The organism is Micromonospora sp. LH3U1 (genome assembly GCF_028475105.1).
Taxonomy (GTDB): domain Bacteria; phylum Actinomycetota; class Actinomycetes; order Mycobacteriales; family Micromonosporaceae; genus Micromonospora.
Genome location: NZ_CP116936.1, coordinates 1,429,848 through 1,455,550, shown reverse-complemented (window position 1 = coordinate 1,455,550; position 25,703 = coordinate 1,429,848). Strand labels below are relative to the sequence as shown.

The window sequence follows — 25,703 nt, the reverse complement described above, 5'->3', positions numbered from 1 at the left end:
GGTTCTTACTCCTCTGTAACGGTCAGTTGCGACAGGCCCGCCCAACGCGGGTCGATCTGCTGGTGACTGTGGTCGGCCGGCAGATCGTCCCAGTGGGCCCCGCATTCGGGGCACAACCCTGGGCAGTCCTCCCGGCAGAGCGGGTTGGTCGGCAGCGTGAGCACCAACGCGTCCCGCAGCGCCGGCTCCAGGTCGATCAGATCGCCCTGCATCCGGCCCACCTCGTCCTCGTCGGTCGTGGCGTCCGTGGTGCTGTCCTCATATGCGTACAGCTCCTGGATCGTCACGCCCATCGAGTCGTTGATCTCGCGCAGGCAACGGCCGCACTCGCCCCGGATGGGACCGGTGATGGTCCCGGAGACGAGCACGCCCTCGGACACCGACTGCAACCTCAGATCGAGGTCGAGGTCCGCGCCCGCCGGCACGCCGATCAACTCCACACCGAGGTCCGCCGGTGCCGGCACGACCCGCTGGACTTCACGCAACGCGCCAGGTCGACGCGGCAGGTCCCTCGTGTCGAGGACCAGCGGCGACTTGGGGTTGAGTGTCGATGGCGAGCGCTTGGGCATAGTCAGACTCCGGCCGGTGAGAGGCCGACAAAAAAGGTTACCTGGGCGACCGCCCGACCGTCGAACCGGGGGCGACCCCCGCCCGAGAATGTCGGCTGGTGAGGTGCCGCTCAGAAGGGTAGCGGGCGTTCCGCCTCATCCCCAGCGAAGGTGCCGATCTCCCGCAGTGCGTGCATCTTGTCCCGGCCACGCTCTATCGAGGCCAGCGCCCGGGTGAGGAACTGCTCGAAGTTGGCCAGCGCGGTGTCGACGTAGTCGTCGACCTCCTCACGCAGGCGCTGCGCCTCGGCCCGGGCCTCCCCGATGATCCGGGCACCCTCGTGCTCGGCCGACACGGTGATCTCGTTCACGGAGACAAGGCGGGCGTGTTCTGCCTCACCTTCGCTGATGATCCGGTCGGCCTCGCGCTTGCCTGCGTCCATGATCTTGTCGCGCTCCTCGAGGAGTGCGGCAGCGCGGCGCAGGTCGGCGGGAAGGTCGGCGCGCATCTCGTCGAGGACCGCGATCATCTCACCCCGGTCGACCATGCAGTTGTTGCGCGACATCGGGACGGAGCGGGCCTGCTCCACCATGGCGATCAGTTCGTCGATGCGATCGAGCGGGTCCACCGGTACCTCACTCCTGTCGTTCGTCGGCCGACCTCCATGATGCGGGCTACGGCCGTTCCCCGCGCCACCAATCATGTCGTGCTCGCCCCACACGCGCCCCATCCACCCCGACCCGGCGCGTCGCGACATCGTCACTCCGCGCCGATCTGGCGCCCACTGCTGCGTCAATCTGCCGCAAAAGGGGCGTTGGAGCGACCGGAGGTGTCAGATCGTGGGGATCGGAGATCAGGGGCGGGGGCCGAGGCGGGCCTGGAGGGCTTCGCGGACCGGGTCAGGGACGTGCGCGGAGATGTCGCCACCCCACTTGGCCACGTCCTTGACCAGGCTTGAGGAGAGGAACGAGTAGAGCGGGTTGGTCGGCATGAAGAGCGTCTCGACGCCGGCCAGCCCGATGTTCATCTGAGCCATCTGCAACTCGTAGTCGAAGTCGCTGACCGCCCGCAGACCCTTGATCAGCACACTGGCCTGCTGGGCCCTGCAGAAGTCCACCAGCAACCCTCGGAACGACTCGACCCGCACATTTCCGTACGAGGAGGTCACCTCGCGGAGCATGTCGATCCGCTCCTCGACGGTGAAGAGGCCACTCTTCGACTGGTTTATCAGTACGCCGACGATCACCTCGTCGAAGAGCCGGCTGGCTCGTCCGATGATGTCGAGGTGTCCGTTGGTGACCGGGTCGAACGAACCGGGGCACACCGCACGTCTCATGATCGGCGACCGTACCAAAGGGTGGTCTCGCCGTAACGGCGACTGCGCTCGGCAGTGATCCCCTCCACCCAGTCGAACTGCCTCGTGCGAGTGGACCGCTCCACCACCACCAGCGCGTCGGGCGCCAGCCAACCGCCGTCCACCAGCGCGGCCAGCAGCGCGGTGATCTCCGCGTCCGGCACCGCGTACGGCGGATCGGCGAAGACCACGTCGTAGGGCTCGTCGCCCGGACCGGCGGCCAGCACCGTCGCCACCTTGCCGGCGACCAGGCGGGCCGCCGGGCCGGCGCGCAGGGCGGCCACGTTCTCCCGGATCACCCGGGCCGCTCGTGGGTCGGACTCGACCAGCAGCACGTGCCGGGCCCCCCGGGAGAGCGCCTCCAGCCCGACCGCGCCGGAGCCGGCGTACAGGTCGGCGAAGCGGGCGCCGTCGAGGTCGACCTCGGTCTGGACGGCACTGAACAGCGCCTCGCGGACCCGGTCGGAGGTGGGTCGGGTACCGGCGCCGGGAGGCGCGGCGATCCGCCGGCCACCGAGCGTCCCGGCCACGATCCGGGTCACCGTCTCCTCCTGCTCATGCCCGCGACGCTACGCGATGGGGCGCGGCCCCCGTCACCACGGCGCGTATCCGACGAGCCTGCCGGCTGGCGGTGGCACGGCGGCTCCGCTCACCCCGGGCCACGTACCGGGTACCGCTGCCGCAAGCACGCCGCCGCGCGGGTCCACGGAGGGCGTGACCAGCGCCGACGGGCTGATATCCACTGTGGATCTCAGCGAGGGCGGGCCGTCCCCGGTGACCGGACTGACACCTTGGGTATATCAAAGATCACGAATTTACTACATTGCCCGATGGCAATGATCTGAACTCCCCTCATTAACCACCCGTCAGTACAGTCACCCCCTGTCCCCGCTTTCGCCGCGGGAACACCACCGCGTCGCGCGATACCCCGGTGAGCAGGCGACCCCCCGGTCGCGATGGCTCCCGACCCTCCCGCCACGCGATCCGTACCCCCCTCATCAGGAGCAGGCGTGAACCCTCCCAAGTCTCCGTTCCGGCGCCTCGCGGCCATCGCCGCGGGCGCGCTGATCGGCCTCGCCGGCGTCGGTGCCGTCGCGTCCCCCGCCAGCGCCCACCACCCCGAGCCCTCCGGCACCTACTGCCTGGCCTCCGACGGTCAGGTCACGGTGACCTGGAAGGTCAGCAACAGCGAGAACATCGACGCGACGATCACCAAGCTCGTGTCGACCGTCCCGACCGAGTTCAGCGGCGGCGACCTGGCGAAGGACGCCACCCTCCCGGCCAAGGGCGAGGGTGTCCTCACCTCCACCCAGAGCCACCGTTTCGCCGAGCGGCAGCCGAAGATCGAGCTGACCGTCGAGGCCCGGTGGGAGCGCCCCAACCGGATCGTGACCGAGGAGCGGACGGTGGCCGCCACCCCGGCGGGCACCTGCGCGGCGGAGCCCACGCCCTCGCCGAGCAGCCCGACCCCGACCGCCACTCCGACGGCGTCCCCGACCCCCAGCCCCACCACCGTCTCTCCGTCGCCGAGTCAGCCTCCGACCCAGAGCCCGACCCCGACCCCGACTGCCACCACGCCTCCGGCCGAGCCGGTGGGCACCGTTGAGTCGACCTGCGACAAGCTGACCTTCACCATCGAGAACCCCGCGGACGGTGAGACCGTCGTCCTCACGCTGACCCCGAACAAGGGCGAGGCGAAGACGCTGACCGTCAAGCCGGGCGAGACCGGATCCGTCTCCTTCGACGCGACGAAGGGTCTCATCGTCACGCCGGCCGCCGAGGGCCTCGACGACACCACGCCGATCGCCTGGGAGCAGCCGGCCGATTGCGACAAGGATGAGCCGGCCCTGCCGCTGACCGGTGCTGCGACCGGCGGCATCATCGTCGGCGCCGTGGCGCTGCTCGCGGCCGGTGCTGTCCTGTTCGTGATGGCCCGTCGTCGTCGGGTGCGCTTCACCGCCTGAGACAACCCGCTCTGACAACTGAGGGCGCGTCGACCAACCGGTCGGCGCGCCCTCAGGCATGTAATGGTGTGCGTGATCGACTCAAGGTCAGTGAAACCGGGGTATGACCTCGGCGGGGATACCCCGGTTTCATCAAACCGGAGTGGATCACCGGCCCAGGCGCCTCGTATCCGGGCGGGGCTCAGCCCTTTTCCAGGTACTCCGCGCGTTCCTCGTCGACCAGTGCGGCTACCGAGGCGGCCAGCGCCGGCTGCTGGGCCAGCTCCGGGTCCTCCTCGACCACGGCTATCGCCTCGGCGCGGGCGTCGCGGATCAGGTCGGCGTCGCGGAGCAGGGACAGCAGCCGCAGGTGCGAGCGGCGCCCGGACTGGGTGGCGCCCAGCACGTCGCCCTCGCGGCGCTGCTCCAGATCCAGCTCGGCGAGCTTGAAACCGTCGCTCGTGGACGCCACCGCGTCCAACCGTTCCCGCGCCGACGAGCCCTCGGCGGCCTCGCTCACCAGCAGGCAGAGCCCGGCGGCGGCACCCCGACCGACCCGGCCCCGCAACTGGTGCAGCTGGGAGACACCGAAGCGGTCGGCGTCCAGCACGATCATCACGGTCGCGTTCGGCACGTCCACGCCGACCTCGACCACGGTGGTCGCCACCAGGACGTCCAGGTCACCGGCGGCGAAGGAGCGCATCACCGCGTCCTTCTCGTCGGCCGGCAGGCGACCGTGCAGCACCCCGATCCGCAGCCCGTGCAGCGGCCCCTCGGCCAGCAGCGGTGCCACCTCGGTCACCGCCAGCGGCGGGCGACGACCGTTGTCGTCCACCGGCGGCGGCTCCTCCTCCGACGCCGGACCATCGCCGATGCGCGGGCACACCACGTACGCCTGATGGCCGGCGGTTACCTCCTCGCGCAGCCGACGCCAGGCCCGGTCGAGGTAGGCCGGCTTCTCGGCGGCCGGCACCACGTGCGAGGCGATCGGCGACCGACCCCGGGGCAGCTGGGAGAGGGTGGAGACCTCCAGGTCGCCGTAGACGGTCATCGCCACCGTGCGCGGGATCGGGGTGGCCGTCATCACCAGCGTGTGCGGCGGCTGGTCGGCCTTGGCCCGCAGAGCGTCGCGCTGCTCCACGCCGAAGCGATGCTGCTCGTCGACGACAACGAGGCCGAGATCGGCGAAGTCGACCCCCTCGTAGAGCAGGGCGTGGGTGCCGAGCACGATGCCGGCGGCGCCGCTGGCCACCTCGCCGAGCGCCCGCCGTCGGGCCGCCGCGCCCAGCGAGCCGGTGACCAGCTCGACCCGGGTGGCGTGCTCGGCGGAACCAAGCTCACCGGCCCGACCGAGCGGCCCGAGCAGGTCGAGCATGCCGCGGTGGTGCTGGGCGGCCAGCACCTCGGTGGGCGCCAGCAGCGCGGCCTGCCCGCCCGCGTCGACCACCTGGAGCATGGCCCGCAACGCCACCACCGTCTTGCCCGAGCCCACCTCACCCTGCAACAACCGGTGCATCGGGTGCGGGGCGGCCAGGTCGGCGGCGATCTCCACGCCGACATCGCGCTGACCGTCCGTCAGCTCGTACGGGAGTCGGGCGTCGAAGGCGTCCAGCAGCCCGCCCGGGCGCGGCGGGCGGGGCCGGGCCGGCCAGTCGGCCGCCCGGTGCTTGCGCTGCACCAGGGTCAACTGGACGGCAAACGCCTCGTCCCACTTGAGTCGCCGCCGCGCCCGGTGCAGCTCCTCCTTGCTGGACGGCCGGTGGATCTCCGTCAAGGCGGTGCCCAGCCCGACCAGTTTGCGGCTGGCCCGCACGCTGCTCGGCAACGGATCGTCCGGCGGGGTGAACGTGTCCAGGACGACCCGCACGCAGCGTGCGATCACCCACGTCGGCACGGCGGCGGCGGCCGGGTAGACAGGGATCAGCGCCCCGGCGAACTCCTCGATCTCGTCGCTGACCGCCGCCTCGCCGTCACCGCCCTCGCCGAGCAGGACGTACTCCGGGCCGTTGAGCTGCCGTTTGCCCCGGAACTCGGTGACCTTGCCGGCGAACAGCCCCCACCGACCGGGGCGCAGCTCCCGCTCGCGCCACGCCTGGTTGCCGAAGAAGGTCAACGTCAACATCCCGCCGGAGCCGTCGCCGACGGTCACCTCCAGCAGGTTGCCCCGCCGCTGACGCATCGGGCGCACCGCGGTGCGCTGCACCTGGGCCAGCACGGTGACCTGCTCGCCGACGTCCAGCGAGCGGATGTCGGTGTGTTCGCCACGCTCGTCGTAGCGACGCGGGAAGTGGTAGACCAGGTCACGCGCGGTGTGCAGGTCGAGGTGCGAGGCCAATGCCTTGGCCGTCTTGTCCCCGACCAGCTTCTTCAGCGGAGTGTCCACCGTGGCTGGTTCGCTCATTCAATCCCTACCAGGAGCGGATAAAACGGCTGGCCGCCCGGGTACGTGTGCACCTCGACGAACGGCCAGCGCCTCGCGACGTGCGCGCGGACGGCATCGGTGAGCCCGGCCGGAGCGTCCGCGCCGGCCAGCAGGGTGACCATCTCGCCACCGCCGCCGAGCATCCGGTCGACCACGGCGGCGCACGTGTCGGTGAGGTCGGTGCCGATCAGGTGCACCTCGCCCTCGACCAGCGCCAGCACGTCGCCGGGACGGCACGGGCCGGCCACGGTCAGCGCCTCCCGGCTGGCATGGCAGACCTCGGCGTAACGGCAGGCGCCAGCCGCCTCGGCCATCGCGATCACGTCGTCCTCGAAGCGGCGGTCGCCGTCGCGGACCGCGAGGGCGGCGAGCGCCTGCACGGGCGAGCGGGTGGGCACCACGCTCACCTTGATGCCGTGCCGATGGGCCTCGCGGGCCGCCGCGCTCGCCACCGCCTCGGTGTTGGCGTCGTTGGGCAGCACCACCACCCGGGCCGCACCGGTGCTGCGGACGGCGTCCAGCAGCTCACCGGTGGACGGGTTGCCCGGCACCACGGTGGCCCCTTCCGCGGCGAACAGCTCGGCCATGCCGCCACCGGTGGCCACCACCACTGCGGCGCGGCCGTCCGCCACCGGGACGGGGGGCGGCTCGGGCTGGTCGGCGAAGCGGGTCACCGAGATGCGGTACGGGCGGCCGGCGGCGACACCCGCCTCGACCGCCGCCCCGACGTCGTTGACGTGCACGTGCACGTTCCAGGTGCCCTCCGGCTCACGCCCGTCGCCGACGACGACCAGTGAGTCCCCCAGTGCGTCCAGCGCCCGCCGCATCCCGGCCACCGCCTCGGCCCCGGCGTCGAGCAGGAACTGCACCTCGTACGCGTACTCGTCGGAACCGGTCTCCCGTGCGACGCTGGCCGCCGGGCGGGCGGAGCGCGGCGTCGGCGCGGGCCGGGCGACGCTCTCCCCGGTGAGCACCTCGACCAGGGCGTCGAGCAGCACGCAGAGCCCTCGGCCGCCCGCGTCGACCACGCCCGCGCGGGCCAGCGCCGGCAGCTGCTCCGGGGTGCGGGCGAGCGCCTCGGCCGCGGCCCGGGCCGCGACGCGGGCCACCGCCGGCAGGTCGCCGCTGTCCGCCCGTTCGGCGCGGCGGCGGCTGCCGCGACCACGGTGAGCAGGGTGCCCTCGACCGGCCGGGCAACCGCGGTGTACGCGGCGGCGGTGCCGGACCGCAGCGCGGCGGCGAACTCCCGGCCGTGCACCGCTGGCACCACGGCGACCTCGTCGGCGAAACCACGCAGGATCTGCGACAGGATCACCCCGGAGTTGCCCCGCGCGCCGAGCAGCGCGCCCTGGGCCATCAGCCGCAGCGCGTGCCCGTGCGCGGTCGGCCCGCTGTCGGGCAGGGTGTCCAGATTCATCGCGAGGGCCTGCTGGGCCGATGTGAGGGTGAGCACCAGGTTGGTGCCGGTGTCGCCGTCGGGCACCGGATAGACGTTGAGCTGGTCGATCTCACCCTGGTGCCGCTTCAGCGCGGCCAATCCGCTCGCGCACCAGCGGCGGACCGCGGCGGCGTCGAGGGTGTCCAGCACGGCAGAAGCCTACTGGCGCACACCGACACCCGTCGGACTCGTCCGGCGTGTCCTCCCCGCCCCGGTCCGCCGGTGCTCGTGGCGGGGACGGGCGCCTCCGGTAGCCTTGCCGCCGGGCCGGTCCACCGTCGGGCGGACAGGCCCACGACCAGGCGCGAGCCGGGGCACGGGCGACCGCCGGACCAGGCCGGTTGGCCGGGTCGGCGAGTCATCGGGTAACCTGACCAGGTTGCCCGGGCAGCACCTGCCGGCGACCTCATGAACGTATCAATCCCAGGAGTATCCCGTGGCTAGCGTGTGCGACGTCTGTGGCAAGGGACCGGGCTTCGGCCACAACGTGTCCCACTCGCACCGGCGGACCAACCGCCGCTGGAACCCGAACATCCAGTCGGTGCGTACCCCGGCCGGTGGCGGCAACACCAAGAAGTTGCAGGTCTGCACCTCGTGCATCAAGGCCGGCAAGGTCACCCGCGCCTGACGCGGTAGCACCCACCTTCTCGTACGGCTCAGCCGGCGGACCCTGAGGTCCGCCGGCTCTGTCGTGTCCGCGTGCCGCCGCCGCTTGATCGACTCGGTTTCCTTGAACCCCGGGCATCCGGCGCTGCGGATAGCCCGACGGCAGGAAAACAGAGTCGATCAACACAGGCCCCGCCGGAGACCCGCAGGTCAGAGGGCGCGGCCGAAGGAGACGCAGCCTTCCTCGTCCTTGTAGAAGCCGAAGTTCGGAATCCGCTCGTAACCGGCGGAGCCGTACATGGCGATCGCCTCGGGCTGCTTGTCGCCGCACTCCAGGACCATCCGCTTGCGGCCGTGCTCGCGGGCCGAGCGCTCGACGGCCGCCAGCACCGTGCGGGCCACGCCCCGCCCACGTGCCGCCGGGGCCGTGTACATCCGCTTCAGCTCCGCGGTGTCGGCGCCGTGGCTGCGCCAGCCACCGCAGCCGACCGGCTCGCCGGCCAGATAGGCGACGAGGAACGCGCCGTCGGGTGCCTCGAACTCGGTCGCGTCCACCGGGGTGTCGTCGCCGGAGCCGCCGTAGCGGGCACCGAGGTCGGCCATTGCGGCATGGATCAGTTGCTGCGCCACCGATGCGTCGAACCGCACCACCCGGATCTCGATCTCACTCACGGTATCCAGAATACGGCGGGCTCCGGACCTCACCGGAAGTGGTCCCAGCCGGTCGGGCCGTCGTAGGGCGCACCGTCGACCGTCACGCCACCACCGTCCGTGACCAGGCCGATCGGCCGCCAGTCCGGTGGCAACACCACCGCCGGGGGGAAGGTCGCGGCCAGCGCGTGGTCGTCGCCACCAGCGAGGATCCAGGTGTACGGGTCGACGCCGAGTGCCTGCGCCGCATCGGCCATCTGCCGGGGCACCTCGAACGCGTTCCGGCGTACGTCGATCGCCACCCCGCTGGCCGCCGACACGTGCCCGAGGTCGGCGAGCAGCCCATCCGACACGTCGATCATCGAGGTGGCGCCGAGCCGGGCAGCCTGCGGGCCGGCCTGGTACGGCACCTGCGGCCGCCGGTACGCCTCGACCAGCAGCCGAGGGGTGCGGAAGCCCCGGGTGAGCACGGTCAGCCCGGCTGCCGCGTACCCGGTGCGCCCGGCCAGGGCGAGCACGTCCCCGGGACGGGCACCCGAGCGCAGCACGGGCGGGCGGCCCTCCAGGTCGCCCAGCGCGGTGACGGCGACGGTCAGGGTGGGGCTGGCCGACATGTCCCCGCCGACGACGCTCGCGCCGACCGTCGCCGCCTCGGCGGAGAGCCCATCGGCCAACTCCTCCGCCCAGCCGGTGTCCAGGTCGGCCGGCATGCAGAGAGCGACAAGCAGGGCGGTCGGCGTGGCGCCCATCGCCGCGACGTCCGCCAGGTTGGCCGCCGCCGCCCGGTGCCCGACGTCACGGGCCGAGGACCAGTCCCGCCGGAAGTGCCGCCCGTCGACCAGCACGTCGGTGGAGGCCGCCACCCGGCCGTCCGGCGCGGCCACCACCGCCGCGTCGTCGCCTGGGCCGAGCAGGGTCGTCGGTCCGTACGACAGTCGGGAGGTGATCCGCCCGATCAGCCCGAACTCCCCGATCGCGGACACACTGGCGCCGCTGCCGGCGTTCCGCCCGTGCTGCCCGGCTCCGCCGTGCTCGCTCACCGCTGCTCCTTGACCACCGATAGGGATCCGACCTGCTCCGTAAGGTAGTTTCACCCTTCGGGCCGCTCCCGGGCGGCGACGGACGGAGGTCGAGTCGTGGTACAGGCGTACATCCTCATCCAGACCGAGGTCGGCCGCGCGCGTGACGTGGCGGGTCTCATCGCGGACATCACCGGCGTGGTGCGCGTCGACGCCGTCACCGGGCCGTACGACGTGGTCGTCCTCACCGAGGCGAACACCGTCGACGAGCTGGGCAAACTCATCGTCAGCAAGGTGCAGATGGTGCCCGGCATCACTCGCACCCTCACGTGTTCGGTGGTGCGACTGTAAGTGGACGAGATGACGACCTCCTCCGCTGGTCTGGACGACGACGGGACGCGTGGCGCGGCCGACGGGACGCGCGAGCCGGCTGACGGTATCCGCGAACCGGCCGACCCAGCCGCCGCCGCGCCGGCCGGCCGAGACCGGACCATTCGCGGCGCCGCCCTGCTGGCCACGGTGATCGCGCTGCCGATCACGCTGCTGGTGGCCGTGCTGGCCTTCACCAAGCTCACCCCGGACGCACCGGCCGCCGCGCCGACACCCTCCGCGACCACCGCCCGGGTGCAGTCCACCGCCCCGGTGGAGATGGCCGCCCCGGCCCTGGCCGCCCGTCCGGCCACGGTCTGCCGGGCCCTGCTCTCCCAGCTTCCGGCGAGCATCCGCGACCTGGCCCAGCGGCCGGTCACCGCCGGCCCGGAGCAGAACGCCGCGTATGGCGACCCGGCGCTCACCGTGGCCTGCGGCGGCGCCGAGCCGACCTTCCCCGCCACCGACGAGGTCTGGACGGTCAACCGGGTCTGCTGGCATCTGGCCGAACAGGCCGACGGGGCCGTGCTCAGCACGGTCGACCGGGAGACGCTGATCACGGTGCGGGTTCCGCGCGCGTACGAGCAGGCGTTGCAGTGGGTGCCGACGATTTCCAGCAAGATCGTGGCGACCGTGCCCTCCGGCGGCGCCATCCCGTCCGGCTGCCAGCGCTGAGCCGGCCCCGCGCCGACTGAGGTAGGCGGGCGGGGCCGAGTGGCTCAATGCAGGCCGACGCCGCGCCGCTGGGCGGTGCGGATCAGCCGGTTGACCAGCTTCGGGTATTCGAGGCCGGAGGCCGCCCACATCCGCGGGAACATCGACGTCGGGGTGAACCCGGGCATCGTGTTGATCTCGTTGAGGTAGACGTCCAGTTCGTCGGTGACGAAGAAGTCGGCCCGGGCCAGGCCGGCGCAGTCCAGCGCGGTGAACGCGCGGACGGCGTACTCCTGCACCTGGCGGGTCACCTTGTCCGGCAGGTTGGCCGGAACGTCGTACTCGCAGGAGTCGTCGAGGTACTTCGCCTCGAAGTCGTAGAAGTCGTGGTCGGCGACGACTCGCACCTCGGCCAGCACGGACGCCTCGGGCGCGCCACCGGCTTCGCCCTCCAGCACACCGCACTCGACCTCACGGCCGATGAACGCGGCCTCGATGATGACCTTCGGGTCGAACTGCCGGGCGGCGGCGACCGCCGCGTCCAGCTGCGCCCAGTCGCTGACCCTGCTGACGCCGAACGAGGACCCGGCCCGGGACGGCTTGACGAAGACCGGCAGGCCGAGCCGCTCCTTGTCCTGCTCGCTGAGCGTCATCCCATTGCGCAGCACGGCGTACGTGCCGACCGGGATGCCCTCGACGGCACAGAGCTTCTTGGTGAATTCCTTGTCCATGGCGGCGGCGGACGCGAACACGTTCGCCCCGACGTAGGGGATGCCGGCCATCTCCAGCATCCCCTGGATCGTGCCGTCCTCGCCGTACGTGCCGTGCAGGACCGGGAAGACCACGTCCACGTCGGCCAGCACCCGGGGACCCTCGGTCGGGTCGAGCACCATCAGCCCGTTGCCGGTGGGGTCGGCGCGCAGCACGATGTCGTCGCCGGAGTCGGCGGTGATTTCCGGCAGCTCACGGGCGTTGATCGCGAGCTGGGCGGGGTCTCCACTGGTCAGCACCCACTGGCCGGCCCGGGTGATGCCGACGGGCACCACCTCGAACTCGTCCGGGTCGAGCGCACCGAACACGCTGCCGGCGCTGACGCAGGAGATGCCGTGCTCCGGGCTGCGGCCGCCGAAGACGATTGCCACGCGGGTCTTGCCTGGGGTGGTCACTCCGGTCACCTCTTCGTACGCGACTGCGGCTGGTCGTGCTCGCCGGTGGCGCTCACCCGGTTGACCTTACTGTGCGTGGCGGTAGGGCGAGGCGATACCCGGCGAGCCACAGCGCGACACGGGAATCGGTCAACAGAGGTTATACGGTGTGTGATCGGACTGTAGCCGTGCCGCAGGCCGGTGACCTGGGCCTACTCAGTCGCGGGCGTGCCGGCGGCCCACCGCGATCACCTTCACCCGCTGCCGGCCGGCCCGCACCATGCCCAGCGCCATGAACGCTCCGGCGATTCGGTCGGCGGCCTCTCGACTGCTGGCGCCGACCACCTGGCGGCGCCGCTCCGGCGTGATCCGCTCGTTGCGGTCGACGCCCTCGACGGGACGCACGTCGGTGAGCACCACGAGGAAGCGGGTCATCGAAGGCCGTCCGAGTGCACGGCGGCGGGGGGCTCCGGACCGGTTCGCACGTCGTCTCCTTCCGGCGGGCCGGGATGGCGGCGGCACGCGACGATCGGGTACGGGGGAGAAACCCGATCGCCGCGTGCCCCATCCCCTCCGGTCGCTCACCACCACCGTCGCCACGACAACCGGCGGTGAGGACGTGATGACAGATTGACACGTATACAGCCGTGAATGCAACTCTCATCGACGTTCTCTCATGCAGACGTTCCCGCAAATGTGTGCGACCATCGATGCATGGCTCCGAAGACTGCCCGTGCTCGTCGGCTCGGCATCGCCCTGCGCCACCACCGGGAAGCCGCCGGACTGACACTGGAGACTGCGGCGGATGAGATCAACAGCACCCGCAGCACCCTCTCCCGGTACGAGAACGCCCAGACCCTGATCACCCCGGCCACCGTGCGCGCCCTGCTCACGTCGTACGGGGTCGGTGCCGAGGAGGTGGCGGCGGCGGTGCAGCTCGCCAAGGACGCCCGCAAGCCGGGCTGGTGGGTGTCGTACTCCTACCTGCTGGATCCGCGCACCATCGACTTCATCGCGTTGGAGGCCGAGGCGACCGCAATCGCCAACTTCGAGCCCTCGGTGGTGCCCGGCCTGCTACAGACCGCCGACTACATCCGTGGCGTGATGCGCGGCGGGCCGCACACCCTCGGCGACGACCTGGTGGAGCAGCGGGTCAAGGTCCGGCTCGACCGACAACAGCGGCTCACCGGTGACCGGCCGCCCATCTTCGACGCGATCATCGACGAGGGCGCGCTGCTGCGCCCGGTCGGTGACAAGTCGGTGATGGACGGGCAACTGCGCCACCTCGTCAAGATGGCCGAATTGCCGAACATCGGCGTCCAGGTGATCCCGCTCTCCGCCGGCTACCACCGGGGCACCCGGGGTTCGCTGCACATCCTGGAGTTCGCCGACCCGGAAGACCCGATCATCGCCTCGGTGGAGACCGTCGCAGGTCAGATGATCCTCGACCGGGCCGGGGAAACGCGTACCTGCACCAAGATCATGGAGCATCTCCGAAGCGTGGCGCTCAGCCCGGCGGACAGCCGCGAGATGCTCCTGTCAGTCCTGAAGGGACGGTAGGACCGATGACACCGATGATCACAGCGGCCTTGGCCGCGGCGGCGTGGCGCAAGAGCAGCCGCAGCGGCGACGAGGGCGCCTGCGTGGAGGTGGCCGCGATACCGCGGCTGGTGGCCGTCCGCGATTCCAAGGACCCGACCGGCCCGGCCCTGCTGTTCGCAACGGCCGCCTGGGCCGCGTTCGCCCAGGCTCCACCCCGCTCCTGACCAGGCCGTCACGCCGCTGACCAGGCCGGGTTGCCGCCCGGTCGGCCCGCCCGCCGCGCCGCCGACGAGGGCGCGGCGGGCCGGGGCGGAATCAGGCTCAGGCGACCAGCGGGCCGGGCTCCGGGGCGGCGCGTAGCGCCTCCAGCGCGGCGATCGCCACGCCCCGGGCACCGGCCATGTCCCGTTCCGGTACCAGCGCGAAGGTGGCAACCGCTGCCTGCTCCTCGCGGAGCACGGTGTGCTCGCGGACCGTCGCCAGGAACCAGTCGCGGAACTCCGGTGCCGCCTCCACCACCCCACCACCGACGAAGTACGCGTGCGGGTCGGTGAAGTTCGCCGCCACGGTGAACAGCCGGCCCAACGCCATCGCCTGCTGGGCGAAGAGGTCCCGCGCGAGGGCGTCCCCCCGTTCGCCGTACCCGCGGACCAGCTTGGCCGCCCGGGCAACCGGCTCGGCGGCGAGCGGGTGGTCGGGGAAGCGGGTCAGCCAGTACGGCAGCAGGTTGCGCTCGATGCCGGTCAGCGAGGCGACGCTCTCGACGTCCCCGGTGAAGCCGCAGGCGCAGGTGGGCTCCGGCTGCCCAGGGCCGAGCAGCCCGTTCAGCGGGATGTGCACATGACCCAGCTCCCCGGCCATGCCGGCCGCGCCAGCGATCACCCGGCCGCTCTCGACCACGCCGCCACCGAGGCCGGTGCCGACGATCGCGGAGACCGACGAGCGCTTCATCGCGTCGGTGCCGAAGTACACGTGGTGGGCGTAGAGCGCGGCCGCGTTGCCGTCGTTGTGGTAGACCACCGGCAGGCCGAGCCGTCGCTCCAGCGCGCCCCGCACGTCGAAGCCCCGCCAGGCCGGCTGGGAGAAGTTGGTGGAACCCCGCGACGAGATGACGCCGTCGGCGCTGGCCGGGCCGGGAGTGTCCAGCCCAACCGCCCGGACCAGGTCACGCGGCACACCGGTCTGCGCCAGGGCGCCGTCCAGCGCCCGGGCCAGTGCCTCGATCGCCGCCTCCGGCCCGGACCGCACCTCGCTGGGGATCTCCAGCAGCCCGTCCACCAGGAACCGGCCGTCCACCGTCAGCACGGTGGCGTTGTTGCTGGTGCCGCCATTGTCCAGCCCGACGACCACCGGCACCCCTGCGCTGCCCACCGAAACCGCCTCCCGCCGTCATGAGTGTGAGCCGAGGCTAGTGCCAAGCCCTCTCCCCCCGCCATGCCCGGCCGCCCAACCAGATGGCAGAGGTACCCGCTGGCACCGCGCTTCACGTCCCGTTTGGCCGCTGCATCGCCGCTCGGTCCCGCCTTTGCTCTGCTTCAACCGGCGCAACACTGACGGCATCTTTCTGTTGCCTCCGTTGAAGCAGAGCAAAGGGCGAGCAAGTGGTACGGCCAACCCCGTGGCCTCAGAGGAGGGGCGGGCCGATGCGGCGGGATGCGCGACGCGGCGTGCCCGGGAACACGGCTGCGGGCGGCGGGCCCGTGGCGAGCGGGCTCAGTCGGGGCGGCGGGCGGTCACCGCGGTGCCGTCCAGGTCGTCGTCGTGCCGCACGCCCGGCACCAGCCCGGCCGCGCTGAGCGCCGCGCAGAGCGCCTCCGCCTGCCCGACGCTGACCTCCACCACCAGGTGCCCGCCCGGTGCCAGCCAGTCGCCCGCGGTGGCGGCCACCCGGCGCAGCACGGTAAGCCCGTCCGGACCACCGTCGAGCGCCACCGGGGCCTCGTGCAGCCGCGCCTCGGGGGGCATCAGCGCCACCGCGTCGGTCGGCACGTAGGGGGCGTTGGCGACCACCAGGTCCAGCCGACCCCGCCACTGCCGGGGCAGCGGTGTGAAGAGGTCACCCTCGTACACCTCGGCGTTGAGCCCGGCGAGGTTGCGGCGCGCACATGCCACGGCCGCCGGGTCGATGTCGGCGGCCGCCAGCCAGCGCGGCGCGAGCCGGTGCGCCAGCGCGACAGTGGTGGCCCCGGAGCCGCAGCAGAGGTCGGCCACGGCCGGGGCCGGGCCGGTCAGTTCGGCGGCCACCTCGACCAGCAGCGCGGTCCGCCCACGCGGAACGAAGACGCCCGCGTCGACGGCGATCCGCAGCCCGCAGAACTCGGCCCAGCCGAGCAGGTACTCCAGCGGTTCACCGGCCACCCGGCGGTCGGTCAGGTCAGCCAACGCCGCCGGGGTGTCCGCAGCGGCCAGCAGCAGCTCGGCCTCGTCCTCGGCGTAGACGCAGCCGGCGGCACGCAGCCGACCCACGAGGGCGGCTCGGTCGGTGGGGAACGGTGATGCCATGGGTCCCCTCAAGCCGGCCCGGCCGCGTCCAGGGCGGCGGCGATGTCGGCCACCAGGTCGGCCGTGTCCTCCGCACCGCACGAGAACCGGACGAAGCCGGGCGAGGTGTCGTCGCCCCACTGCGCCCGCCGGTCGGCGGTGGTGTGCAGGCCACCGAAGGAGGTGGCCGCCGCCACCAGTCGGGCGGCCTCGATGAAGCGGGCCACCCGGTCGGCGTCGCCCAGGTCGAACGAGAGCACCCCGGGCATCCGGCGCATCTGCGCCGAGGCCACCGGGTACGCGGGGTCGTCCGGCCGCCCCGGCCAGCGCAGGCCGGTCACGTCCGACCGGCTGGCGAGCAGGTCGGCGATCGCGGCGGCGTTCGCGCTCTGCCGGGCCAGCCGCAGGTCGAGGGTGGCCAGCGACCGATGGGCCAGCCAGGCGTCGAACGCCCCTGGGACCGCCCCGGTGGTGGCGCGCCAGGCCGTCACCGCCTCGATCAGCTCGGCGGACCGGCTGGCCAGGTAGCCCAACAGCAGGTCGGAGTGGCCGGTGAGTGCCTTGGTGCCGGAGGCGACCACCAGGTCGGCACCGAGGTCCAGCGGGCGCTGGCCGAGCGGGGTGGCCGTCGTGTTGTCCACGGCGAGCAGCGCGCCAGCGGCATGCGCCCGCTCGGCCAGGGCGGCCACGTCGACCACGTCCAGGCCCGGGTTGGCCGGGGTCTCCACCAGCACCAGCCGGACGCCCTCCAGCGACGGGTACGGCCCCACGGTCGGCACGAAGAGCACCCGGACGCCGATGGCCTCCAGCACGTCGGTGGCGAACGCCCGGACCGAGAAGTATCCGTCGGCGGGCAGCACCACGGTGTCCCCCGGGCGCAACAGGGTGAGCAGCATCCCGGTGATGGCCGCCTGACCAGTGGAGAAGACCCGACAGTCACCGCCTTCCAACTCGCCCACGGCCGCCTCCAGCAGCCGCCGGGTCGGGTTGTCGGGGCGGCCGTAGCCGTTCGGCGAGCCGGCCGGGCCCTCCCACGGGTCAAGGTGGTACGGCGCGGCGAAGACCGGCCCCGGCAGGAACGGGTCCCCCGGTGCCGGCGCGGGCAGCCCGGCGCGTACGCAGCGGGTGCCGTCTCCCAGATCGCTCATCGGATCCTCACTCGTACGACTCGGGTTTGGCGGTCCGGCTCATCAGTGCCTCCACGGCGAGGCGCGGGTCCATCCCCTCGTGGCAGATCCGCTCGACGTGTTCGGTGATCGGCATCTCCACACCGTGCGCCCGGGCCAGGTCGCGGATGGCCAGGCAGCTCTTCACGCCCTCGGCGGTCTGCCGGGTGGCGGCCTGGGCCTGCTCCAGCGTCTCCCCCCGGCCCAGATGCTCCCCGAAGGTGCGGTTGCGGGCCAGCGGGGACGAGCAGGAGGCGACCAGGTCGCCCATGCCGGCGAGGCCGGCGAAGGTGATCGGGTCCGCACCCAGCGCCACACCCAGCCGAGCCGTCTCGGCCAGCCCTCGGGTCATCAGCATGGCCCGGGTGTTGTCGCCGAAGCCCATCGCGGTGGCGATGCCGTACGACAGGGCGATCACGTTCTTGACGGCCCCGCCCAGCTCGCAGCCGATCACATCGTCGTTGGTGTAGGGGCGCAGGTAGGGCGTCCGGATCGACGACTGCACGAGCACGGTGCGGTGGCTGTCGGTCCCGGCGACCACGGTCGCGGCGGGCTGCTCGGCGGCGATCTCCGGGGCCAGGTTCGGACCGGACACGACGACCACCCGGTTCGCGGCGACCCCGGCGGTCTCCACGATGACCTCGCTCATCCGCTTGGTCGTGCCGAGCTCGATGCCCTTCATCAGCGACACCAGGGTGGAGTCCGGGTGCAGGTACCCGGCCCATTCGGCGAGGTTGCCGCGCAGGGTCTGCGACGGCACAGCCAGCACCACCACCTCGGCGCCGGTGATCGCCTCGGCGGCGTCGGCGGTGGCGGTGACACGGGCCGGCAGCAGGAGGTCGGGCAGGTACTCCGGGTTACGGCGCTCGACCCGGATGCTCTCGGCGACCGGCGCACGACGGGCCCACACCGTCACGTCCCGCCCCGCATCGGCGAGGATCTTGGCGAACGCGGTGCCCCAGGAACCGGCACCGAGCACCGCGACGTGCCCGTTCATGCCTTGTCACCCTGCTGCTCGTGCCCGGCGGAGGACCGGTCCGGTCGCTCCCACAGCGGCGGCGGGGTGCCGCCACGAATCTCGGCGAGCATGTCCCGCAGCCGCAACATGATGGTGTCCGTCATCTCTTCGAGGGTGGCCCGGGTCGGCTGGTCGTCCGCCCACCGGCTCAGGTCGATCGGTTCCCCGGCGACAACGGTCACCGGAATCCGGGGGCGCAGGTTGACGCGGCTGGTCCGTGGGTCGAAGATCCGCTCCGGCCCCCACATCACCACCGGTACGACGGGGGCGCCGGTGGCCAGGGCCAGCCGGGCGGCGCCGGTCTTGGCCTTCATCGGCCACAGCTCCGGCTGTCGGGTGATGGTGCCCTCCGGGTAGATCACCACGGCGCCGCCCTGATCGAGCGCGGCGACCAGGGCGTCCAGTGAGCGGACCGCGTCGACGCTGCCCCGCTCGACCGGGATCTGTCGGCACCGGTGCAGGATCCAGCCGACCACCGGCACCCGGAACACGCTGGCCTTGCCCAGGTACTGCGGCCAGCGCCCGGAGTCGTAGATGAAATGCGCGGAGACCAGCGGGTCGGCGTGCGACATGTGGTTCGCCACGATGATCACGCCGTCGTCGCGGCGGAGGTGCTCCTGGCCACGCCAGGTACGCCGGGTCCACACGGTCATCACGGGCTTGACCAGCACCACGGCGAACCGTTGCCAGAACCCCAGCCTCCGCCGTGCCACTGTGCCTCCTCGTCGCGCCCCAACCCGCCGCGAAACCCCGCCCGCGACACCCGCAGCGGAAATCATGCCTGCTCGCCCCCGGTACGGCCAGTGAGGGTCCCGCCGTCCGGCTGGCAGGATTGCGGGCGTGAGTCAGCCGAGGTGGGCCGTGGTGGTGCCGGTGAAGCATCTGACCGCGGCCAAGAGCCGGCTGCGGGGCGCGCTGTCCGGCGTACCGCACGAGGAGCTGGCGCTGGCGCTGGCCGCCGACACGCTCCGCGCGGTGCTGGCCTGCCCGCGGTCGCCGAGGCCCTGGTGGTCACGGACGACGCCCGGGTGGCGGCGGCGGCTCGGGTCGCCGGCGCGCGGGTGCTCCCCGACGGGCCGGACGCCGGCCTGAACGCCGCCTTCCGGCACGGCGCGGCCGGGGCCATCGCCGCCTGGGTGGCCGGGCTCACCGCGGATCTGCCGGCGCTGCGCCCGGCCGAGCTGGCGGGCGCACTGCTCGCGGCGCAGAACGGCCGACCAGCGGTACGCCGGTTCGTGCCGGACGCACCCGGCGGCGGCACAGTGCTGCTCACCGCCCCACCGGGCGTACCGCTGGATCCCCGCTTCGGGGTGGGCTCGGCGGTCGCGCACGCGGCGAGTGGGGCACTGCCGCTCAGCGGAGACTGGCCCAGCCTGCGCCGGGACGTGGACACCGCCGCGGACCTGACCGCCGCGGCCCGGCTCGGGCTGGGGCCGCGCACCGCCGCGCTCGTCGCCGCCGGCCGCCCGGCCCGCTCCGCGGGCTGACCCGTCCGGCCCGCGTCGCAACCTGACCCCCCGGGTGTACGTTGCCAGCATGCAGGGCACGGTGGCCAGTTACGACGCGGCGACGCGCAGCGGTGTCCTGCTGCTCGACGACGGCACCGAGATGCGCTTCCCCGCCCGGGCCTTCGACGCCTCCGGGCTGCGGCTGCTCCGGCTCGGCCAGCGGGTTCGCATCGACACCGATCCCGACGGCGAGGTCGTCCGAGTGACATTGCCGACGATGATCTGAGCCGGCGGGCCCAAGTTCATTTTGCGTTTACCGGAATCGGGTGATTATGAGCAGGTGAGCACCCCTCGCGAGCACCCCGCCCGCCCGCCGGCCACCGACCTCCGCAACGGCTCCCGCGTCCGCGGCACCGACGGCCGCTTTCGGCCCTCCCGCGCGGAGCGGGCCGGCGCCGCCCGCGCCGACACCCTCGCCGACGACCCGGGCGCCGCCTCCTCCGGACTGGACGAGGTCCTCGACTCCGAGCCGACCACCGACCCGGACGGCCCGGCCGCCGGTGACGTCCATCAGGTCCTGCCGAGCGATCTGCCGACCGGCTCCCAGGACGAGGACGAGGAACCGCCGGCGGCCACTCCGCTGCCGGAGGACCGGTTCCTCAACCGGGAGCTCTCCTGGCTCGACTTCAACGCCCGGGTGCTCGCCCTGGCCGAGGACCAGCGGACCCCCCTGCTGGAACGGGCCAAGTTCCTGGCGATCTTCGCCAGCAACCTCGACGAGTTCTACATGGTGCGGATCGCCGGGCTGAAGCGGCGACTCTCCGCCGGCCTGCCGGTACGCGGCGGGGACCGCCTGCCTCTGCGTACCCAGCTGGCGCTGATCGCCGAGCGCACCGCCGAACTGGGCGCGCGGCATGCCGCCTGCTTCGTCGACGATGTGCTGCCCAAGCTGGCCGACGAGGGCATCCGGATACTGCGCTGGGCCGATCTGGGCGACCCCGAGCGGGAGCGGTTGCGCACCTATTTCCGGGAGCACATCTTCCCGGTGCTGACCCCGCTCGCGGTGGACCCGGCGCACCCGTTCCCGTACATCTCGGGGCGGTCGCTGAACCTGGCGGTGGCGGTTCGCGACCCCGACGGCGGTTCTGAGCTGTTCGCCCGGGTGAAGGTGCCCAATAACGTCCCCCGCTTCGTCCGGGTGGACCGGGACCAGCCGGGCGTACGGATGCTGCCGGTGGAGGACCTGATCTCGGTGCACCTCGGCCAGTTGTTCAGTGGCATGCAGGTGGTCGAGTGCCACCTCTTCCGGGTCACCCGCAACGCCGAGGTGGAGGTCGACGAGGACCGCGACGAGGACCTGCTCCAGGCTCTGGAGCGGGAGCTGGCCCGGCGGCGGTTCGGCCCGCCGGTCCGCCTGGAGGTGGCCGCGTCCATCTCCGACCACATGCTGGAACTACTCGTCCGCGAGCTGGACATGAACGACCAGGACGTGCAGCGGGTGCCCGGGCTGCTGGACCTCTCCGCTCTGTGGCAGGTCTACGGCGAGGCCGACCGGCCGGACCTCAAGGACCCGCCGTTCGTGCCGTCCACCCACCCCCGGCTCGCCGAGGGGGAGGTGCCGCGCAGCGTCTTCTCCACCCTGCGCGACGGGGACATCCTCGTGCACCACCCGTACCACTCGTTCGCGACCAGCGTGCAGCGCTTCATCGAGCAGGCCGCCGCCGACCCGGACGTGCTGGCCATCAAGCAGACCCTCTACCGCACCAGCGGCGACTCCCCGATCGTCGACGCGCTGGTCGACGCGGCCGCCGCCGGCAAGCAGGTGGTGGTGCTGGTGGAGGTGAAGGCTCGTTTCGACGAGGTGGCCAACATTGGCTGGGCCCGCACGCTGGAGCGCGCCGGCTGCCACGTGGTGTACGGCCTGGTCGGCCTGAAGACGCACTGCAAGACCGCGCTGGTGGTCCGCCAGGAGGGCAACCAGATCCGCCGCTACTGCCACATCGGCACCGGCAACTACCACCCGAAGACCGCCCGGATGTACGAGGACTTCGGCATGCTCACCGCCGACCCGGAAATCGGCGCCGACCTCACCGACCTGTTCAACGTGCTCACCGGCTACAGCCGGCAGACCGCGTTCCGGCGGTTGCTGGTCGCCCCGCAGGGCATCCGCAGTGGCCTCATCGAGCGGATCGAGCGGGAGATCTCCCACGTCCGGCTGGGCATGCCCGGCCTGGTCCAGTTCAAGGTCAACTCACTTGTCGACGAGGGGGTGACCGACGCGCTGTACCGAGCCTCCCAGGCCGGTGTGCACGTCGACCTGCTCATCCGTGGCATGTGCACGCTGCGCCCCGGGGTGCCGGGGTTGTCGGAGAACATCCGGGTCCGCTCGATCCTCGGCCGTTTCCTGGAGCACTCCCGGGTCTTCCGGTTCGGCAACAACGGCGAGGCCGAGTTCTGGATGGGCTCGGCCGACCTGATGCACCGCAACCTCGACCGTCGGGTGGAGGCGCTGGTGCGGGTGAGTGACCCGGTCGCCCGCGCCGAGCTGGACCACATGCTGACCGCCGCGATGAGCCCCGACGTGGACGCGTTCGACCTGGCCGGTGACGGCAGTTGGACCCGGCGTACCGGCGGTGACGACACCGCCCGGACGCATCTGCAGGAACTGCTGCTGCACCGCGTCGGTGGCAGGGCCAGCTGACCGATCAGCGCATAGGCTGAGCTGATGGTCGAGGAGGAGCAGAAGTACGAGGTGGACGACGCGTACGTGCTGCCGGACCTGGCCGCCACGGCCCCGGCCGGAGGTCGGATCCGGGCGCTGCCACCGGCGACGTTGGTCGCCCGCTACCTCGACACCGTGGACCTGCGGCTGGCCCGCGCCGGTGCCTCGCTGCGCCACCGCCGGGGCGACGAGTTGCCCTGGACGGTGAAGCTGCCGACCGGGACGCCGGGCGTCCGGCACGAGATCTCCCGCCCCGGGCCGAAGGGGCAGCCGCCACCGGAGCTGGTGGAGTTGGTCACCGTCCTCCACCGGGGGGCACCGCTGGCCCCGGTGACGGTGGTCCGGACGGTCCGGCACGCGTACGAGGTGTGCGACAAGGCCGACTCGGTGCTCGCCGAGGTGGTGGACGACCGGGTGACCGTGCTCGACGACTCCGGCGCCACCACTGGCACGTTCCGCGAGCTGGAGGTGGAGCTCAAGGCCGGCGACCGGAAGCTGCTCGACCGGGTCGGCGCGGTGCTACGCGAATCGGGCGCCCAGGGCGGGTCGTTCACCCCGAAGCACGTACGGGCGCTGGGCGCGACGGCGCAGGCCGATCCGGACCTGATCGCGCCCGCCGGGCTGACCGCCGAGCCGACCGCCGGCGAGGTGGTGACCGAGGCGGTCCGCAAGGAGATCCGGCGACTGCTGGCGCACGATCCGCTGGTCCGGCTGCGTGCCCCGGCCGCCGGTGGCGACACCGCCGTGCACCAGATGCGGGTGGCCTGTCGACGCCTCCGCAGTGATCTGCGCACCTTCAAGCCGCTGATCCGCAAGACCTGGTCCCGTCCGCTGCGCACCGAGCTGCGGTGGCTGGCCGGTGTCCTCGGCGCGGCCCGCGACGCCGAGGTGCTGCGCGAACGGCTGCGCCGCACCGCGAGCGCCGATCCGCTCAGCCCTCTCGACCAGGGCGCGGTGGACCGGCTGGACGAGGTGCTCGCCGACCGGCAACGGCTGGCGCTCACCGCCATCGACGAAGCGCTGCGCTCCGCGCGCTACCTGGCCCTGGTGGACACTCTGGTGGCGGCCGCCCGCGCGCCCCGGCTCACCAGCGCGTCGGCTGCCCCCGGGCGGAGGCGCTGCCCGCGCTGGTGGCCCGGCCCTGGGGGCGGCTGGCCGGGCCGGACGGCGTCGCCGGGCTCGACGCACGGTCGCCGGACGAACGCTGGCACGCCGTTCGCAAGGAGGGCAAGCAGGCCCGGTACGCGGTCAACGCGGTGGCACCGACGGTCAGCAAAGGCGCACGCCGGCTGTCCCGTGCCCTTTCCCGTGTGCAGGACGTGCTCGGCGAGCACCAGGATGCGGCAGTGGCAGCGGAAACCTGGCTGGAGATCGCCGCCGAGCGGCCGGGCGACCACGAGCTGGCGGTCACCGCCGGGCGGCTGGCCGAACGGGATCGGGAGTCGGTACGCCGGATGCGGGATCTCTTCCCGGCCGCCTGGCACCGGGCCACCCGGCGGCGGCGGACCAGTTGGCTGCCGTGACCGGCATCCGGGCGGCGGGCGGGGTGGCCTGGCGGCCGTCCCCCGATGGCGTACGCGTCTGTGTGGTCCACCGCCCCCGCTACGGCGACTGGACGCTGCCGAAGGGCAAGCTGGAGCCGGGCGAGCACGCGCTGGCGGCGGCGGTCCGCGAGGTGGCCGAGGAGGCCGACGTGCGGGGCGTGCCGCAGGTCCGGCTGCCGTCGGTGCGGTACCGCAGCGAGGGGCAGGCCAAGCTGGTCGACTACTGGTCCATGCTCGCGGTGGCCAGCGGCGGTTTCCAACCGGGCACCGAGGTGGACGACATGCGCTGGCTCGCGGTGGACGACGCGATCCAGTTGGTCAGCTACCCCCACGATGCCGAGGTGCTGGCGGCGTTCGCCGCGCTGCCGTCGGTGACCGCGACGGTCGCGCTGGTCCGGCACGCGCACGCCGGCAAGCGGGCCACCTGGTCCGGCCCCGACGTCGGGCGGCCCCTGGACGCCGAGGGGTGGGCCCAGGCGAGCACGCTGGCCGAACTGGTCGCCCTGATCCGGCCGGCCCGGCTGGTGTCGGCGTCACCGCGACGGTGCGTGCAGACCCTGGACCCGGCCGCCGCGCTGCTCGACCTGCCGATCGAGATCTGCGGCGACCTGGACGAGCCACAGCCCGGCCAGCAGAGCGACGAGCGGATCCTGGCCACCGCCGCCCGGCTGCTGGAGCTGGCCACCGCCGGTGGGCAGGTGGCGGTGTGCAGCCAGGGCAAGGTGCTGCCGGGTGCCCTGGAGCGGCTGACCGGCCGCGCCGACGCGGACTTCACCACCCCCAAGGGCGGCGGTTGGTTGCTCGCCTTCACCGCCGACCGGCTACTGGCCGCCGACCGCCTGTAGCGCGGCGGAAGGGGTCAGGGTCACCGCGACCGGCAGGTGGTCACTGGCCGTGCTGCGCGGCGCGACCGGGTCGCTGGGAGTGAGACCGGGCGAGACGAAGATGTGGTCGATCTGCTCGCGCGGGTCGTCGGCCGGGCTGGTCGCCAGCGGCCGGGCCGCCGCCAACGCGTCGACCAGGCCCGCGTTGATGAACTGCCCGAACGCCTCGTCGCCCGGCTCCGTGTTCAGGTCGCCGGCCACCACCAGGGCCGGCCGGCCGCGTACCGAATGGCGAAGTCGGCGACCGCGCGGGCCTGGACCACCGGGCCCCGCCCCGGCGGAGGTTGCAGGTGGGTGCTGACCACGGCGGCGCGGACGCCGTCGCCGAGGTCCAGCGTGACGGCGAGTGCCTGCGCACCGGTGGGCGCACCGACGGCCGGCAGCGGGAGGGTCCGCGGATCGCTCACCGGCCAACGGCTGAGCACCGCGTCACCCCAGACGGGGTCGGCGGCAGGCCCGAAGACGTACGGCATACCGAGCCGGTCGGCCAGCAGGTCCAGGGTGTCGTGCCCACCGTTGAGCAGCCAGGCCCGGTCCACCTCGCTGAGCAGCACCACGTCGGGCCGTTGCCGGCCGACGGCCTCGGCGAGCCCGGGCAGGTCGAACCGACCGTCCAGCCCGAAGCCCATCCGGATGTTGTACGCCACCACGGTCAGCCGTTCCGGTGGGCCGTCCCGGTTGCTGGCCACCGGCACCTCGTCGGCGAGCACCGGTGCCAGCAGGGCCAGCGCGGTGACCGCGGCGACGG

The 25,703-nt window shown here is 72.8% G+C and carries 23 protein-coding genes and 4 pseudogenes; 11 read left to right on the top strand and 16 right to left on the bottom strand.

All coding sequences use genetic code 11. The features are described 5' to 3' along the window. Nucleotides 1-5: 5 nt before the first annotated feature. The 4 genes from PCA76_RS06800 to rsmD all read right to left on the bottom strand — a co-directional run bounded on the left by PCA76_RS06800 (nt 6) and on the right by rsmD (nt 2,445). On the bottom strand, nt 6-569 hold the full coding sequence (locus tag PCA76_RS06800) for a YceD family protein (protein WP_272616083.1): 564 nt from the start codon (nt 567-569) through the stop codon (nt 6-8). A 110-nt stretch (nt 570-679) separates the two neighbouring features. Further along, nucleotides 680-1,177, bottom strand: coding sequence for a hypothetical protein (locus PCA76_RS06795; protein WP_272616082.1), 498 nt, complete (start codon nt 1,175-1,177; stop codon nt 680-682). 225 nt (nt 1,178-1,402) lie between these two features. Further along, on the bottom strand, nt 1,403-1,885 hold the full coding sequence (gene coaD / locus PCA76_RS06790) for a pantetheine-phosphate adenylyltransferase (RefSeq protein WP_272616080.1): 483 nt from the start codon (nt 1,883-1,885) through the stop codon (nt 1,403-1,405). Further along, the gene (gene rsmD, locus PCA76_RS06785) at nt 1,882-2,445 is read right to left on the bottom strand and encodes a 16S rRNA (guanine(966)-N(2))-methyltransferase RsmD (protein ID WP_272616079.1); all 564 of its coding nucleotides are present in this window, start codon (nt 2,443-2,445) and stop codon (nt 1,882-1,884) included. Before rsmD ends, coaD begins: the two co-directional genes overlap by 4 nt. 468 nt (nt 2,446-2,913) lie before the next feature. Here rsmD and PCA76_RS06780 point away from each other — a divergent pair, with 468 nt between their 5' ends. Next, nucleotides 2,914-3,867: a cell wall anchor protein gene (locus PCA76_RS06780; RefSeq protein ID WP_272616077.1), complete on the top strand. Its 954-nt coding sequence runs from the start codon at nt 2,914-2,916 to the stop codon at nt 3,865-3,867. Nucleotides 3,868-4,048: 181 nt separating this feature from the next. On the opposite strand, the gene recG is transcribed toward PCA76_RS06780, so the two are convergent. Both recG and PCA76_RS06770 read right to left on the bottom strand, forming a co-directional pair. Further along, entirely contained in the window at nt 4,049-6,247 is a 2,199-nt protein-coding gene (gene recG / locus PCA76_RS06775) for an ATP-dependent DNA helicase RecG (RefSeq protein WP_272616076.1), read from the bottom strand. Beyond that, nucleotides 6,244-7,856: pseudogene (locus PCA76_RS06770) on the bottom strand (DAK2 domain-containing protein). The gene recG and the pseudogene PCA76_RS06770 overlap by 4 nt, the downstream one beginning before the upstream one ends. A 286-nt stretch (nt 7,857-8,142) precedes the next feature. Here PCA76_RS06770 and rpmB point away from each other — a divergent pair. Beyond that, complete coding sequence (gene rpmB / locus PCA76_RS06765) at nt 8,143-8,334, top strand: 50S ribosomal protein L28 (protein ID WP_007456456.1); 192 nt, start codon at nt 8,143-8,145, stop codon at nt 8,332-8,334. 188 nt (nt 8,335-8,522) lie between these two features. On the opposite strand, the gene PCA76_RS06760 is transcribed toward rpmB, so the two are convergent. Next, a complete protein-coding gene (locus tag PCA76_RS06760) occupies nt 8,523-8,984 on the bottom strand; it encodes a GNAT family N-acetyltransferase (RefSeq protein ID WP_272616075.1) in 462 nt (153 codons plus the stop codon). Nucleotides 8,985-9,013: 29 nt separating this feature from the next. Continuing rightward, entirely contained in the window at nt 9,014-9,946 is a 933-nt protein-coding gene (locus PCA76_RS06755; protein ID WP_272619220.1) for a thiamine-phosphate kinase, read from the bottom strand. A 153-nt stretch (nt 9,947-10,099) separates the two neighbouring features. Here PCA76_RS06755 and PCA76_RS06750 point away from each other — a divergent pair, with 153 nt between their 5' ends. Beyond that, nucleotides 10,100-10,333, top strand: coding sequence for an Lrp/AsnC ligand binding domain-containing protein (locus PCA76_RS06750; protein ID WP_110562464.1), 234 nt, complete (start codon nt 10,100-10,102; stop codon nt 10,331-10,333). A 9-nt stretch (nt 10,334-10,342) separates the two neighbouring features. Continuing rightward, entirely contained in the window at nt 10,343-11,026 is a 684-nt protein-coding gene (locus PCA76_RS06745) for a DUF3515 family protein (RefSeq protein ID WP_442930209.1), read from the top strand. 44 nt (nt 11,027-11,070) lie between these two features. Here PCA76_RS06745 and PCA76_RS06740 read toward each other — a convergent pair whose 3' ends face one another. Next, nucleotides 11,071-12,171 carry a D-alanine--D-alanine ligase family protein gene (locus tag PCA76_RS06740; RefSeq protein WP_272616073.1) on the bottom strand — a complete coding sequence of 367 codons (1,101 nt, stop codon included), beginning with the start codon at nt 12,169-12,171 and terminating at the stop codon, nt 11,071-11,073. 195 nt (nt 12,172-12,366) lie between these two features. Continuing rightward, on the bottom strand, nt 12,367-12,585 hold the full coding sequence (locus PCA76_RS06735; RefSeq protein WP_272616072.1) for a hypothetical protein: 219 nt from the start codon (nt 12,583-12,585) through the stop codon (nt 12,367-12,369). 279 nt (nt 12,586-12,864) lie between these two features. Here PCA76_RS06735 and PCA76_RS06730 point away from each other — a divergent pair, with 279 nt between their 5' ends. Next, nucleotides 12,865-13,710 carry a helix-turn-helix domain-containing protein gene (locus PCA76_RS06730; protein ID WP_272616071.1) on the top strand — a complete coding sequence of 282 codons (846 nt, stop codon included), beginning with the start codon at nt 12,865-12,867 and terminating at the stop codon, nt 13,708-13,710. A gap of 5 nt (nt 13,711-13,715) precedes the next feature. Next, nucleotides 13,716-13,916, top strand: coding sequence for a DUF397 domain-containing protein (locus tag PCA76_RS06725; RefSeq protein ID WP_272616070.1), 201 nt, complete (start codon nt 13,716-13,718; stop codon nt 13,914-13,916). 97 nt (nt 13,917-14,013) lie between these two features. On the opposite strand, the gene PCA76_RS06720 is transcribed toward PCA76_RS06725, so the two are convergent. From PCA76_RS06720 to PCA76_RS06700, 5 genes are all read right to left on the bottom strand, one after another. Then, nucleotides 14,014-15,063, bottom strand: coding sequence for an ROK family protein (locus tag PCA76_RS06720; protein WP_272616069.1), 1,050 nt, complete (start codon nt 15,061-15,063; stop codon nt 14,014-14,016). Between the two features lie 342 nt (nt 15,064-15,405). Next, nucleotides 15,406-16,194, bottom strand: coding sequence for a putative protein N(5)-glutamine methyltransferase (locus PCA76_RS06715; protein WP_272616068.1), 789 nt, complete (start codon nt 16,192-16,194; stop codon nt 15,406-15,408). A gap of 8 nt (nt 16,195-16,202) precedes the next feature. Continuing rightward, nucleotides 16,203-17,321, bottom strand: a complete 1,119-nt coding sequence (locus tag PCA76_RS06710) for a cystathionine gamma-lyase (protein ID WP_272616067.1) — start codon at nt 17,319-17,321, stop codon at nt 16,203-16,205. Nucleotides 17,322-17,328: 7 nt separating this feature from the next. Continuing rightward, nucleotides 17,329-18,336 (bottom strand): NAD(P)H-dependent glycerol-3-phosphate dehydrogenase, encoded by a 1,008-nt coding sequence (locus tag PCA76_RS06705; protein WP_272616066.1) that lies wholly within the window; start codon nt 18,334-18,336, stop codon nt 17,329-17,331. Then, nucleotides 18,333-19,070 carry a lysophospholipid acyltransferase family protein gene (locus PCA76_RS06700; protein ID WP_272616065.1) on the bottom strand — a complete coding sequence of 246 codons (738 nt, stop codon included), beginning with the start codon at nt 19,068-19,070 and terminating at the stop codon, nt 18,333-18,335. Before PCA76_RS06700 ends, PCA76_RS06705 begins: the two co-directional genes overlap by 4 nt. 127 nt (nt 19,071-19,197) lie before the next feature. On the opposite strand from PCA76_RS06700, the pseudogene cofC reads away from it, so the two are divergent. The 5 genes and pseudogenes from cofC to PCA76_RS06665 all read left to right on the top strand — a co-directional run bounded on the left by cofC (nt 19,198) and on the right by PCA76_RS06665 (nt 24,916). Beyond that, nucleotides 19,198-19,844: pseudogene (cofC, locus tag PCA76_RS06695) on the top strand (2-phospho-L-lactate guanylyltransferase). A gap of 49 nt (nt 19,845-19,893) precedes the next feature. Then, nucleotides 19,894-20,091 (top strand): cold-shock protein, encoded by a 198-nt coding sequence (locus tag PCA76_RS06690; protein WP_030335323.1) that lies wholly within the window; start codon nt 19,894-19,896, stop codon nt 20,089-20,091. A 54-nt stretch (nt 20,092-20,145) separates the two neighbouring features. Continuing rightward, on the top strand, nt 20,146-22,506 hold the full coding sequence (locus tag PCA76_RS06685) for an RNA degradosome polyphosphate kinase (RefSeq protein WP_272616064.1): 2,361 nt from the start codon (nt 20,146-20,148) through the stop codon (nt 22,504-22,506). A 24-nt stretch (nt 22,507-22,530) separates the two neighbouring features. Then, nucleotides 22,531-24,050, top strand: a pseudogene (locus PCA76_RS32620) (CYTH and CHAD domain-containing protein). Next, the gene (locus tag PCA76_RS06665; protein WP_272616060.1) at nt 24,038-24,916 is read left to right on the top strand and encodes an NUDIX hydrolase; all 879 of its coding nucleotides are present in this window, start codon (nt 24,038-24,040) and stop codon (nt 24,914-24,916) included. The pseudogene PCA76_RS32620 and the gene PCA76_RS06665 overlap by 13 nt, the downstream one beginning before the upstream one ends. Here the strand turns inward: PCA76_RS06665 and PCA76_RS32615 are convergent. Further along, nucleotides 24,893-25,584 (bottom strand): annotated as a pseudogene (locus PCA76_RS32615) (endonuclease/exonuclease/phosphatase family protein). The gene PCA76_RS06665 and the pseudogene PCA76_RS32615 sit on opposite strands and share 24 nt — an antisense overlap. Nucleotides 25,585-25,703: the final 119 nt, after the last annotated feature.

Bases quoted from the DNA above. Each gene is read 5' to 3' on its own strand.
- PCA76_RS06800 (WP_272616083.1), bottom strand. From the start codon at position 569: ATGCCCAAGCGCTCGCCATCGACACTCAACCCCAAGTCGCCGCTGGTC.
- coaD (WP_272616080.1), bottom strand. From the start codon at position 1,885: ATGAGACGTGCGGTGTGCCCCGGTTCGTTCGACCCGGTCACCAACGGA.
- recG (WP_272616076.1), bottom strand. From the start codon at position 6,247: ATGAGCGAACCAGCCACGGTGGACACTCCGCTGAAGAAGCTGGTCGGG.
- PCA76_RS06745 (WP_442930209.1), top strand. From the start codon at position 10,343: ATGACGACCTCCTCCGCTGGTCTGGACGACGACGGGACGCGTGGCGCG.
- PCA76_RS06735 (WP_272616072.1), bottom strand. From the start codon at position 12,585: ATGACCCGCTTCCTCGTGGTGCTCACCGACGTGCGTCCCGTCGAGGGC.
- PCA76_RS06730 (WP_272616071.1), top strand. From the start codon at position 12,865: ATGGCTCCGAAGACTGCCCGTGCTCGTCGGCTCGGCATCGCCCTGCGC.
- PCA76_RS06725 (WP_272616070.1), top strand. From the start codon at position 13,716: ATGACACCGATGATCACAGCGGCCTTGGCCGCGGCGGCGTGGCGCAAG.
- PCA76_RS06715 (WP_272616068.1), bottom strand. From the start codon at position 16,194: ATGGCATCACCGTTCCCCACCGACCGAGCCGCCCTCGTGGGTCGGCTG.
- PCA76_RS06710 (WP_272616067.1), bottom strand. From the start codon at position 17,321: ATGAGCGATCTGGGAGACGGCACCCGCTGCGTACGCGCCGGGCTGCCC.
- PCA76_RS06705 (WP_272616066.1), bottom strand. From the start codon at position 18,336: ATGAACGGGCACGTCGCGGTGCTCGGTGCCGGTTCCTGGGGCACCGCG.
- PCA76_RS06690 (WP_030335323.1), top strand. From the start codon at position 19,894: ATGCAGGGCACGGTGGCCAGTTACGACGCGGCGACGCGCAGCGGTGTC.